9 protein-coding genes and 2 riboswitches are annotated in these 11,861 nt (G+C 71.8%); of the genes, 4 read left to right on the forward strand and 5 right to left on the reverse strand.

Annotated features, from left to right (window positions below):
• The first annotated feature begins 67 nt into the window (after positions 1-67).
• A riboswitch (cyclic di-AMP (ydaO/yuaA leader) is annotated at positions 68-212 on the forward strand.
• A 109-nt stretch (positions 213-321) separates the two neighbouring features.
• Positions 322-463: riboswitch (cyclic di-AMP (ydaO/yuaA leader) on the forward strand.
• A 12-nt stretch (positions 464-475) separates the two neighbouring features.
• The 4 genes from ABD978_RS24190 to ABD978_RS24205 all read left to right on the forward strand — a co-directional run bounded on the left by ABD978_RS24190 (position 476) and on the right by ABD978_RS24205 (position 4,368).
• Positions 476-1,234 (forward strand): CHAP domain-containing protein, encoded by a 759-nt coding sequence (locus tag ABD978_RS24190; RefSeq protein WP_345358746.1) that lies wholly within the window; start codon positions 476-478, stop codon positions 1,232-1,234.
• A 142-nt stretch (positions 1,235-1,376) separates the two neighbouring features.
• A complete protein-coding gene (locus tag ABD978_RS24195) occupies positions 1,377-1,970 on the forward strand; it encodes an RlpA-like double-psi beta-barrel domain-containing protein (protein WP_345358749.1) in 594 nt (197 codons plus the stop codon).
• 120 nt (positions 1,971-2,090) lie between these two features.
• Positions 2,091-2,774, forward strand: coding sequence for a TetR/AcrR family transcriptional regulator (locus ABD978_RS24200; RefSeq protein ID WP_345358752.1), 684 nt, complete (start codon positions 2,091-2,093; stop codon positions 2,772-2,774).
• On the forward strand, positions 2,761-4,368 hold the full coding sequence (locus ABD978_RS24205; protein WP_345358755.1) for an isovaleryl-CoA dehydrogenase: 1,608 nt from the start codon (positions 2,761-2,763) through the stop codon (positions 4,366-4,368). Before ABD978_RS24200 ends, ABD978_RS24205 begins: the two co-directional genes overlap by 14 nt.
• 146 nt (positions 4,369-4,514) lie before the next feature.
• On the opposite strand, the gene ABD978_RS24210 is transcribed toward ABD978_RS24205, so the two are convergent.
• From ABD978_RS24210 to ABD978_RS24230, 5 genes are read right to left on the reverse strand one after another with little or no spacing between them, the layout of a single operon-like run.
• Positions 4,515-6,662: an MGH1-like glycoside hydrolase domain-containing protein gene (locus ABD978_RS24210; protein ID WP_345359101.1), complete on the reverse strand. Its 2,148-nt coding sequence runs from the start codon at positions 6,660-6,662 to the stop codon at positions 4,515-4,517.
• Positions 6,663-6,664: 2 nt separating this feature from the next.
• Entirely contained in the window at positions 6,665-8,704 is a 2,040-nt protein-coding gene (locus ABD978_RS24215) for a beta-galactosidase (RefSeq protein WP_345358757.1), read from the reverse strand.
• Positions 8,701-9,546: a carbohydrate ABC transporter permease gene (locus tag ABD978_RS24220; protein WP_345358760.1), complete on the reverse strand. Its 846-nt coding sequence runs from the start codon at positions 9,544-9,546 to the stop codon at positions 8,701-8,703. Before ABD978_RS24220 ends, ABD978_RS24215 begins: the two co-directional genes overlap by 4 nt.
• The gene (locus ABD978_RS24225; protein ID WP_345358762.1) at positions 9,543-10,487 is read right to left on the reverse strand and encodes a carbohydrate ABC transporter permease; all 945 of its coding nucleotides are present in this window, start codon (positions 10,485-10,487) and stop codon (positions 9,543-9,545) included. Before ABD978_RS24225 ends, ABD978_RS24220 begins: the two co-directional genes overlap by 4 nt.
• Positions 10,488-10,491: 4 nt before the next feature.
• Positions 10,492-11,823, reverse strand: a complete 1,332-nt coding sequence (locus ABD978_RS24230) for an ABC transporter substrate-binding protein (RefSeq protein ID WP_345358765.1) — start codon at positions 11,821-11,823, stop codon at positions 10,492-10,494.
• Between the last annotated feature and the right edge of the window lie 38 nt (positions 11,824-11,861).

The following is an 11,861-nucleotide window of genomic DNA, read 5'->3' on the forward strand; positions in this document are numbered from 1 at the left end:
AAGACCGGACGGTTCATATCCAATATCACGCCACTCCCGTGGAGAACCCCTTGATCCATATGGAGCGGGAGCGGCAACGTCGAGTCCGTGAAGATCACGGAGCCGGGGACCCACAAGAAGTCCCGGGGTGAATCGGTACACCTGTCGTGCCGTAGGGCGACTTCCACGCCCGAACCCGTCAGCTAACCCGGTAGGCGTCTGGAAGTAAGGAGCTTAGAACCTCGTCCGCGAGTCCTCCCTGATCTGAATATCCGGTCGTTCGTCCCTACCCCTGGGACCGTACGGCCAGACCCTGTCTCTTTGTTCGTGCCGTCCGCGCAAGCGGGCGACCCGCTGAATCCGCACATCGCGGAACCGGGGACCCACCAGAAGTCCCGGGGTGAATCGGCACATCTCTCGTGCCGTAGGGCAGCTTCCACGCCCGAACCCGTCAGCTAACCCGGTAAGCGGCATGGAAGCCGAAGGAGTACCCCCCGTGTCCCCTCGACACGCCAAACCCCTCTTTGCATCGAAGAAGAAGTGCCTCACCGGCCTCGTCGCCGGTGCCGTGACCGCCGGCGCCGCGGCGATGGCCGTCGCCACCGCGGCACCCGCCGTCTCCGCGCAGACCCCCACCGCGTCCCGTCCCGCCGCCCACCAGGCCGGTCAGGTACCCGCACCTCGTACGGGTAAGGCGGCGAAGCACGCCCGCCCGGTGAACGACAACCCGCACATCAAGGTGCACACCGTCGCCGAGCAGAAGGCGAAGAGGGTGCCCACCGCGGCGGACGTCGTGAAGCTCGCCGTGTCCCAGGTCGGCACGAGCGAGAACGCGACCGGCGGCAGCAAGTTCAACCAGTGGTTCATGACCACCCCGTACGCCAAGGCCGGTGCCGCGCGCGACGGCGGGTCGGTCAACGACTACGCCAACGCCTCCTGGTGCGACATGTTCGTCACCTGGGTCGGCGACCAGCTCGGCGTCAAGGGCATGGGCGGCGACGCGTTCACCCCCTCCCACGCCAAGTGGTTCATCTCGCAGGGCCGCTGGGGCACCACTCCCAGGCCCGGCGCGGTCGTCTTCTTCTCCTGGAACGGCAGCGGCGTCGACAACATCGATCACGTGGGCCTGGTCATCAAGGACAACGGCGACGGAACGATCCAGACCGTCGAGGGCAACACGGACGACGCCGTGAAGGTCCGGACGCGTAACACCTCCACCGTCGTGGGCTACGGCTACCCGGAGTACCCCCAGTAATTCACCCGTCGATGCGTGCCGTGCCGCCGTCGGCGACGCGGCACGCGCCGACCTCCCTTCCCGGGTCGCTCCCCGGATCTCTCCTCACCCCTCCCCCGGTACCCCCGTGCCCTCATCCCCCCATGCCCCCGAAAGGAAAGCGATGATCAGGTTCTCGACGAAGGCCATCGCCGGCATCGCCGCAGGCGTCGCTCTGGCCGGCGGCGGTGTGACCACCGCCCTCGCCTACGGCGGCACCTCGGAGGCGGCGGCGTCGCCGCAGGCGCAGAACGCCCCCGCGCAGGCCGAGAAGCGCGTCGACAGCGCCACCCAGGACCGGATGCTCGTGGCGGTCAAGAAGGACAAGGACCCCAAGAAGGAGAAGGACGCCAAGGCGGCGGCGCTGCCGGGCGGCGTCTCCACCGCCACGTCCTTCTGGGACCCGTCGACGGCGTCGGGCAAGCCGATGTCGTACCACACGATCGCCAGCCCGTACTGGCCGCTCGGCACGAAGGTGAAGATCACCTACAACGGCAAGAGCGAGATCGGGGTCGTCGAGGACTTCGGCCCGGCGGAGTGGGCGGTCGCCCAGCACAACCCGCCGGCGCTCATCGACCTGTCGGAGAAGATGATGCAGCACCTCACCGGCACCGCCTCGAACTCGATCACCATCAAGTTCCAGGTGCTCGAGCTGGGCAAGGGTGGCGTGTACCGCCACTCCGGCACCGGCTTCGACACGGCCACCGGCAAGGCGTAACCCGCTCCCCCTCGCCTGCCGGCCGGACGGCGCGGGATCCCCTCTCGGGATCCCGCGCCGTTGTTCTGTCTCCGGTGACGATGCTTGCCGGGAAGGAGTGAACTGAGGTTCAATCCTTGTGTGCCGTACCGCCGTACGCCCCGCGTCGAGGCCCGGCTCAGCGCGTCGCGGGAGCGCATCCGGGCCGCCGCGCTGGCCGTCGTGGCCGAGCGGGGCTACGCCGGATGTTCGATCGCCGCCGTCGCCCGGCGGGCGGGGGTGGCGACCGGCAGCGTCTACCGCCACTTCCCGTCGAAGTCCGAGTTGGTCGCCGAGGTGTTCCGGGTGGCCTCACAGCGCGAGGTGGACGCGTTCGCGCGCGCCGCGTCGCCGGCGCGACCGGCGGCCGAGAGCGTCGCGGCGGTGATCGAGACCTTCGCGGGCCGGGCCCTGCGCGCCCCCCGCATGGCGTACGCGCTCCTCGCCGAGCCGGTGGACCCCGCCGTCGACGCCGAACGGCTGGTCTTCCGCCGGGCGTACGCCGCCGTCCTGGCCGGGCTCATCGGCCGCGGCATCGCCGCCGGCGAACTCCCCGACCAGGACGTCGAGGTCAGCGCCGCCGCGCTCGTCGGCGCCATCGGCGAGGCCCTCGTCGGCCCGCTCGCGGTCGGCGCGACACGGTCTGCCGACCCGTATCCGCCCGCCGCCCCGGCCGTCCCGGCCCGTACGGACGCGGCGGCGCGCGACCGGGTCCGGGCCGACCTGATCTTCAATCTCACCTCCTTCGCCCAGCGCAGCATCGGAGCGGTCAGTGCCAACACATGAGGTCTTCAACCAGGTCCCGCCGCTGATCGGCCACGACGTGGCCGACGATCCGGCTCTTCTCGACGGGATCTTCCGGGAGGGCGGTGGCTGGGCGGCCGAGGCCGTCCACGAGCTGGGCCGGCTGGCCGGCACCGAGCAGGCCCGGGAATGGGGCCGGCTCGCCAACGAGCACCCGCCGGTGCTGCGGACCCACGACCGGTACGGCCGGCGCGTCGACGAGGTGGAGTTCCACCCGGCCTGGCATGAGCTGATGCGGGTCGCCGTCGGCCATGGGCTGCACGCCCGCGCCTGGACGGAACGCTCCGGGGCGCACGTCGCCCGCGCGGCCAAGTTCTACGTCTGGCGGGTCGACGCCGGTCACGGCTGCCCGATCTCGATGACCTACGCCGCCGTACCGGCGCTGCGCCACGCGCCCGAGCTGGCCCGGCAGTACGAACCGCTGCTGACGTCCGACACGTACGACTTCGGATTGCGGACCCCGGCGGACAAGCGCGGCATCCTCGCCGGCATGTCGATGACGGAGAAGCAGGGCGGGTCCGACGTCCGGGCGAACACGACGCGGGCGGTGCCGCAACCCGACGGCACGTACCTGCTGACCGGCCACAAGTGGTTCACGAGCGCGCCGATGTGCGACGTGTTCCTCGTCCTCGCGCAGGCGCCGGAGGGCCTCACCTGTTTCCTGCTGCCCCGCGTGCTGCCCGACGGCACCCGCAACGCCATCCGCCTGCAGCGGCTCAAGGACAAGCTGGGCAACCGCTCGAACGCGTCCGCCGAGGTCGAGTACGAGGAGGCGGTCGCCTGGCGCGTCGGCGACGAGGGGCTGGGCGTCCGCACCATCATCGAGATGGTCAACATGACCCGGCTCGACTGCGTCGTCGGCGCGGCCGCCGGGATGCGCGAGGGCCTCGTCCAGGCCGCCCACCACGCCGCGCACCGGCAGGCCTTCGGCCGGTACCTCGTCGACCAGCCGCTGATGCGCAACGTCCTGGCCGACCTGGCCGTCGAGTCCGAGGCGGCGACCGTCCTGATGCTCCGCCTGGCGGGGGCGACCGACCGGGGTGAGACCGCGTTCAAGCGGCTCGGGCTCGCCGTGAGCAAGTACTGGGTCTGCAAGCGCTGGCCCGCCCACGCCGCGGAGGCCCTGGAGTGCCTCGGCGGCAACGGCTACGTCGAGGACTCCGGCATGCCGCGGCTGTTCCGCGAGTCGCCGCTCAACGGGATCTGGGAGGGCTCGGGGAACGTCTCGGCACTCGACGTGCTCCGCGCCATGGTCAAGGAGCCGGAGACCGTCGAGACGTTCTTCGACGAGGTCGGCCTGGCCTCGGGCGCGGACGCCCGGCTGGACGCCGCCGTGCGGGAGGTCAAGGACTCCCTCGCCGACGTCGCGACGATCGAGTTGCGCGCCCGGCGGATCGTGGAGCGCCTCGCCCTGGTGCTGCAGGGTTCGCTGCTGGTCCGGCACGGTCACCCGGCGGTCGCCGACGCCTTCTGCGCCTCCCGCCTGGACGGCGACTGGGGCCGGGCGTTCGGAACCCTGCCGGCCGGCGTCGACTTCGCCGCGATCATCGAACGAGCCCGCCCGAAGACCGGCTGACTCCGGTCGCCCGCGGCTTCGAAGGCCGGTCCCGCGGATCCCGGAGCCGCTCGCCACGGACGTGTCCCGGAGTCGCTCGTCACGGACGTGCACGGGCCCGCGGCCGGCCGAGGCCGCGGGCCCGTGATCTCACCGGTCTATCCCGCTCAGGCGATGCCGGGCAGCAGCGCCGCCGACCAGCTGAAGTTGGTGGAGTTCAGCGGCTCTCCGGTCAGCGGGTCGTAGTTCTCCATGATCGGACCGTCGCCGAGCAGGCCGCCGGCCGACCGCCACAGCCGGTCCGCCGCCGCCGTGGCGTCCCTGCCGTAGCCGTACCGGCGCAGGCCGGCCAGCGCGAAGTACGCCTGGTCGAGCCAGACCGGCCCGCGCCAGTACTCCTGCGCGGCGAAGTACGGCGAGCTCTTGGCCACCGTCGGGAACGGCACCTTCGTGGCGAACTCCGCCGGGTCGGTCAGCCTGGCCCGGACCCGCGCCGCCTCGGCGCCGTCGGCGACCCCGGCCCAGAGCGGGACGGCGCCCTCGATGCCCCGGCCCCGATCGACGAGCCGCCGGCCGGTGGTCAGGTCGGTGTCGTAGAAGAAGCCGGTCGCCCGGTCGTACATCTTGGCCCGGATGGTCGCGGCCAGCGTCCGTGCCTGCGCGGTGTACCGCGTGGCGTCCGCCCGGTGCCCGAGCCGCGCGGCGATGGCCGCCAGGTAGCCCTTCTCGGCGACGAGGTAGGAGTTCAGGTCGACCGACTCCTGGTTGAGCGAGTAGCCGACCAGGCGGCCGTTCGCGTCACGGTTGTCCACCACGCTCGTGCCGAGCGCGGCGTCGAAGCGCGGGGCGTTGTCCATGCCGCTCTCCCAGGCCGCCGCCTGCCGCCGTTCCTCGGTGCTGTCGTTGGCCGGGTCGACGGTGGCGCCGTACTCGGCCAGGCCGTCGTGGTCGTGGTCCCGGTCGCGGTACCACCAGTCGTGGTAGGCGACCAGCTTCGGGTACATCTCCTTGAGGAACGCGGTGTCGCCGTTCGCCCGGTAGACCTCCCAGACCGCCCAGGCGGCCAGCGGCGGCTTGGAGTTGCGCTCGTTCCAGTTGCCGCCGCCGCGCGCCGGGTCGTTGTAGAACACGCAGTCGGGGATCATCCCGGCGTCCTGCGGGCGGGTCGGCGAGTCGGGGCGGACCTGGTAGTCGAACATCGACCGGATCTGCGACTCGGCGAGCGCGGGGGCGAACCGCGCGGTGCCGACCGCCTGCTTCCAGGTGTCCCAGGCCCAGAGCCCGCCGGTGAACCACTTGTAGGTGATCGACGGGGTGACGCCGTCGTGCTTGAGCATCCCGGCCGCGCCGCGCCAGTTGGTGATCAGCGTCTCGACCGACTTGACCACGGCCCGGCGCCGGTCGGCGGGCACGCCCCGGGTCGCGGCGGTGACGTAGCCGCGCCAGCGCGCGTCGCCCCGGGCGATGGCCTGCTCCGGCCGGCGCAGCAGGTCGCCCACGACCGGCGCCTCCCGGTTCCGCTCCGCGGCGGTGAAGGTGTAGGTCTCGGTCCAGGTCAGCGCGGTGGTGCGGTGCGGCGCGACGGTGCGCGGGCGGGCCAGCTCGGTGACGTACGAGTCGCCGGTGACCGTGGTGCGGACCGGCTCGGCGTGCACGACCTCGAACCGCTCGGTGCCGTCGGTGAGGTAGTCCCAGACCTTCCGGACCTCGGCGAAGTCGACGGCGACGCCCTGGCCGGTGGCGCGCAGCGACGGGGCGCCGCGCATCGGCTCGGTGTCCGGCCGCAGCAGCGCGCCGCTCCAGCCGACCTCCAGCGTGCGCGCGGTGGTGCCGGTGTTCTCCAGGTACGCCCGCACGAGCGCGCTGCGGTCACTGCCGAACCGCAACTCCAGGGTGAGGCGCAGCCCGGGCAGGTCGTACGACTGGCGCAGCAGGCCGGGCAGCGCGGTCAGCACCGGCTTCTTCGCGGCGGCCAGGTCGATGTCCCCGCCGTTCTCCCGCAGCCGGATGCGGGAGAACGCCTTGCTCAGCCACCACGGGTACTCCTGGGCGATGTACATCGGCCCGGAGAACGCGCCGTACGTGGAGGGGTCCTTCGGCAGCGCGTAGGCGTGCCACGCACCCTGGTCGGCGAACACGTTGATGTCGCTGACGTCGGCGGGCAGGGCGTTCGCGGGGACGCCGCGCAGGTCTAGCACGTCGGCGTACCCGGTGGGCCCGGCGGGTGGCGGCGCGGCCTGCGCGGCGGGCAGGGCGGTGATGACGAGGGCCGAGCCGAGCGAGAGCCCGGCCAGGGCGTGCAGCGATCGACGCATGGTCACCTTTCGAGGGGATGGAGCGGCCGCTGGGGCGAGGCCGTCTTGAGCACCGCCGCCCCGAGCGCGGGCAGCCGGAGCGTGCCCCGCACGGCGGTGCCGGTCAGCAGCTCGACCCCGTCGGGCACGGGCACGTCCGTGTCCGCGCCGCCGTGGTTGAGCAGGAAGAGGTAGGAGGCGTCCGGGCCGTCGCGGCGGGTGACCTCGACGCCGTCCGGGACCGCCAGCACGGGCCGGACGCCCGCGTCGGCGAACACCGCGTCCAGCAGGACGCCGACGTCCTCGCCGAGGTGGCAGCCGACGTACCAGGCGCGGCCCGCGCCGTGGTCGTTGCGGGTGATCGCGGGACGGCCGGTCAGGGGGCCGGCGGCGTACGCCCCGACCACCTCGGCCGTCGTCGCGGTCAGCCACTCGCTCCACAGCGTCGCCGTGAGGACGCGGTCGCCGGCCGCGACCTCGGTCGCGTCCCCGTCGGCGATCGGCCAGAACTCCTCGACGGCCACGCCGAGCAGGTCGCGGAGCGGGCCCGGGCAGCCGCCGTCGTGGATGTGGTCGTGCTCGTCGGCGACGCCGCTGAAGCAGCCGCAGACGAGCCGTCCGCCGCGTTCGACGTACGCGGTCAGCCACCGCGCGGTCGCCTCGGTCACCAGGTACAGGTTGGGGGCCAGGACGACGCGGTAGCCGTCGAGCGGCGCGCCGGGCGGCACGAAGTCGACCGTCACGTTGCGGGCGTGCGCCGGGGCGTACCACGAGGCGGTCAGCTCGCGCAGCCGCAGCCGCGACGACGGGTGCTCGTCCAGTTCCAGCGCCCACCAGGAGTCCCAGTCCAAGGCGATGGCGACGTCGGCGATCAGCCGGCTGCCCGCGACCTCGCCGAGCCGGGCCAGCTCCCGGCCGAGCCCCACGGTGCCGGCCCAGCGCGGCGACGCGACGCCCCGGTGCGGCAGCAGCGCGCTGTGGAACTTCTCCGCGCCCGCCCGGGACGCCCGCCACTGGAAGTGCAGGACGCCGTCGGCGCCGCGCGCCACCGTCTGCAGTGACCACAGCCGCTGCAGCGCCGGGGTCTTCGGGACGTTGACGGGCCGCCAGCTCACCCCCGAGGGCGCCTGCTCCATCAGCAGCCACGGCCGGCCGCCCTTGAGCGAGCGCATCAGGTCGTAGTTCAGCGCCGCGCCGATGTGCGCCGCCGGGTCGGCCGGGTCGGGGTAGGCGTCGTCGGACACCAGGTCCTCCTCCGCGGCCCAGGCCCAGTAGTCCAGCGCCTTGAACATCGACATGAAGTTCGTGGTCACCGGCACGTCGCCGCGGACCTCGTCGAGCACCGCCTTCTCGGCCCGGTGGCAGGCCAGCAGCGCGTCGGAGCAGAACCGCCGCCAGTCCAGCACCTGGGTGGGGTTGACGGGGCCGGGCGCGGCGCGCGGCGGCTCGATCTCCTCCCAGGCGCCGTACCGCTGGGACCAGAAGGCGGTGCCCCACGCGGCGTTCAGCGCCGTCAGGTCGGCGTACCGCTCCCGCAGCCAGCGCCGGAAGTCGGCGGCCGAGGTCGGGCAGAAGCACTCGGTGACGTGGTCGCCGTACTCGTTGTGGACATGCCAGAGGGCGAGCGCCGGATGATCGTGGTACCGCTCGGCGAGCGCCCGCGCGAGCCGTACGGCCGCCCGCCGGTAGACCGGCGAGGACGGGCAGTAGTGCTGCCGCGAGCCGAACTCCAGGCGCACGCCCTCGGCGGTGACCGGGAGCACCTCCGGGTGCGCGCGGACCAGCCACGCGGGCGGCGACGCGGTGGCGGTGGCCAGGTCGACGCCGATGCCGCTGCCGGCGAGCAGGTCCAGCAGCCGGTCGAACCAGCCGAAGTCCCAGGTGTCGGGGCCGGGCTGCAGCCGCGCCCAGGAGAACACCCCCACCGTGACCAGGTTGACCCCGGCCTCCTTCATCAGCCGGACGTCCTGCTCCCACACCTCCTCGGGCCACTGCTCGGGGTTGTAGTCGCCGCCGTACAGCAGGCCCGGAATCCGGGTCAGGCGACCGTCGGTCCGTGTCATCCCTTTACCGCCCCTCCGAGCAGCCCGGACACGAACTGCTTCTGGAAGATGAAGAAGACGAGCATCAGCGGCAGCGTCGCCAGGAACGAGCCGAGGATCAGCCCGGAGTAGTCGACGTGGCTCTGCCCGACGAGGGTGTACAGCGCGACCGGCGCGGTGTACTTGTCCTCGGTGTTGAGCATCAGCAGCGGCCACAGGAAGGAGTTCCACTGGCTCATGAACGTGAAGATGGCCAGCGCGCCGAGCTGGGGGCGCACCACCGGCAGCACGATCCGGTAGAAGACGCGCAGGTCGCCGGCGCCGTCCATGCGGGCCGACTCGATCAGCTCGTCGGGGAAGTCCAGGAACGCCTGGCGCATCAGGAAGATGCCGAACGAGTTGGCCAGGAACGGGATGATGACCGCCTGGTACGTGTCGATCCAGCCGAGGTTCGACATCATCTGGAACAGTGGGACGAGCAGCACCTGGAACGGGATCATCATGGTCGCCAGCACCAGGCCGAGCAGCAGCCCGCGGCCGCGGAACCGGTACTTCGCCAGGCCGTACCCGCACATCGCGGAGATCAGCGAGCTGACCACGGTGTAGACGACCGCGACGCCCAGGCTGTTGGCCATCACCCGGGCGAAGCCGATGGAGTGCTGCAGCGACACGAGGTTGTGCAGCAGCCGCCCGCCCGGCAGGAACGGCGGCGGGGAGCGGAACAGCTCGTCGTTGTCCCGGGTGGAGGCCACCACCATCCAGTAGAACGGCACGATGCTGACCACCGCGCCGACGGCGAGGAACAGGTAGCCGACCACGCGGCCGAGCAGGCGCGGGCGCAGGGTGCGGGTCGTCGTGGTCATCGGCCCGACCGGTCCTTTCCGAGGAAGCGGAACTGGACGAACGAGATCAGCCCGATCAGCAGGACGACGACCCAGGCGATCGCGGCCGCGTAGCCGAAGTCGAGCTGCTCGAAGCCGACCTTGTACAGGTAGAGGACGGGCGTCATCGTGGCGTTGCCCGGCCCGCCCTTGGTCAGCACGTAGTTCTCGTCGAACAGCTGCAGGGTGCCGATGGTCGAGGTGACCGAGCAGAACAGGATCACCGGCCGCAGCTGCGGGACGATCACGCGGGTGAACGTCGTGAAGGCGCCCGCGCCGTCGATGGCCGCCGCCTCGTACTGCTCGCGGCCGATGCCCTGCAGCCCGGCCAGGAGGATCACCGCGTTGTAGCCGGTCCACCGCCAGGTGATCGAGCCGATCAGCGCCAGCCGGGCCCAGCCGGGGCTGTTCAGCCAGTCCACCTCGGGCAGGCCCACGGCGTGCAGCGTCTGGTTCACCATTCCGCCGTCGGTCTTCAGCAGCACGCGGAACACCACCGAGTAGGCGACCAGCATGGTCACGGCCGGCAGGAAGTAGGCGATGCGCCAGGTCGACCGGAACCGCAGCCACGAGCGGTTCAGCCCGTACGCCAGCGACAGGCCCAGGCCGATCATGAGGGGGACCTGCACGACGAGGATGAGCCCGGTGTTGCGCAGCGACGCCCAGAAGACCGGGTCGTGCAGCATCCGCCGGTACTGGGCGAGCCCGACCCAGGTCTGCACGCCGTCGCGGTCGGCGGTGAAGCTCTGGTAGACGCTCGCCAGCAGCGGATAGGCGAAGAAGAGGACGAACAGCGCGGCGGCCGGCCCGGCGAAGATCCACGGAGTCAGGCGTGGCAGGCCGCGCCGCCCCTCGCCCCGGCCGGGCCGCCGCCCGGCCGGGGCGGGCGCGCGCACGGCCTCCCGTGTCACGTCCACGGTCACGGCGTCACCCCACCGCGCGGCCGGTCGCGGCGGCGATCTGCTGCGCCGCGGAGTTCAGCGCCTTCTGCGGATCGTCGTGGTGCAGCACGATGCCGGAGATGGTGCCGTTGATGATGTCGGACGCCTTCGACCCGTCCTTGGTGTACTCCACCGGCGGCACGGTCCTCTCCAGGTCGGCGAACGTCTTGAAGACCGGCCGGCCGCCGTAGTAGTCCTGCGGCGCGCTGACGTACGGGTCGTTCAGCGCGGGCAGGAAGGCCGGGAAGAGCCCTTCGGTCTTCAGCATGGACGCCTGGTTGGCGGCGTCGGCCAGCGCGAACTCGACGAACGCCCACGCGGCCTGCGGGTTCTTGGTCTGGCCGGCGACTGCGAGGGTCGAGCCGCCGTCGTTGGACGTGCGCACGCCACCGGCGTCGAAGGCGGGCAGCGGGACGACGCCGAACTTCCCCTTCAGCTCCTTCATCTCGTCGGTGAGCGTGCCGGACCACCAGACGGCGTACGGGGTGGTGGCGACCTTGCCCGCCTTGGTGGCGGCGACCAGGCCGTCCCAGCCCTTCTCGAAGTCGACCAGTCCCTTGTCGGCGAGCGTCTTCAGCAGCGTCGCGGCACGGACGGCCTGCCGGCCGGCGACGGCGACCTTGCCGTCCTTGAAATACCGCTGGCCCTGCTGCTGGAGCATCATCGGGAACATGCTGTCCTCGGCGGGGTCCATGACGAGCAGCTTCTTGCCGGTCTTGGCCTTGATCTGCTCGCCGGCGCGCACGTAGTCGTCCCACGTGTGGATCGAGGCCGGGTCGACGCCGGCCTGCTGGAACAGGTCCGTGCGGTAGAACAGCGCGCACGGGCCGCTGTCCCACGGCAGCGCGAACACCCGGCCCCGTTCATCGGTGACGTTCGCCCAGGTCGCGGGGGCGAAACTCGACTTGTAGCGACCGGCCAGGGACGTCAGGTCGTACAGCCCGCGCGGGAAGTTGCCGATGTAGCTCGGCAGCTTGCTGCCCTCGACGGTGAGGACGTCGGGCAGGCCCTGCCCGGACCGCATGCCGACGGTGATCTTGTCGTACGCGTTGTCGTAGCCGACGTCGACGACCTTGACCTTCACGCCGGGGTGCTGCTGTTCGAAGGCGGGCGCGAGCCGCTTGAGCGCCTTGGCGGCGACGTCCCACGACCACACGGTGACGTCGCCCTTGAGCGCGACGGCCGAGCCGGACTTCAGCGCGGGGCCGGGCCTGCGGGCCGTCCCTCCGGTGGCGCAGCCGCTCACCGCGAGCAGTACCGACATCACGCCGGCGAACCCGGCGGTCAACGCTGACCGCCGTTTCAGGCTCGTCGCCATCTTGCCTCCCAGGACTGGTATGAAGAATGCTGTATACA

This window comes from Actinoallomurus liliacearum (assembly GCF_039542035.1).
In the GTDB taxonomy this organism is placed as follows: domain Bacteria; phylum Actinomycetota; class Actinomycetes; order Streptosporangiales; family Streptosporangiaceae; genus Actinoallomurus; species Actinoallomurus liliacearum.

Excerpts from the sequence above, each read along its gene's own strand:
- ABD978_RS24195 (WP_345358749.1), top strand. The coding sequence starts at position 1,377 with ATGATCAGGTTCTCGACGAAGGCCATCGCCGGCATCGCCGCAGGCGTC.
- ABD978_RS24215 (WP_345358757.1), bottom strand. The coding sequence starts at position 8,704 with ATGACACGGACCGACGGTCGCCTGACCCGGATTCCGGGCCTGCTGTAC.
- ABD978_RS24230 (WP_345358765.1), bottom strand. The coding sequence starts at position 11,823 with ATGGCGACGAGCCTGAAACGGCGGTCAGCGTTGACCGCCGGGTTCGCC.
- ABD978_RS24210 (WP_345359101.1), bottom strand. The coding sequence starts at position 6,662 with ATGCGTCGATCGCTGCACGCCCTGGCCGGGCTCTCGCTCGGCTCGGCC.
- ABD978_RS24220 (WP_345358760.1), bottom strand. The coding sequence starts at position 9,546 with ATGACCACGACGACCCGCACCCTGCGCCCGCGCCTGCTCGGCCGCGTG.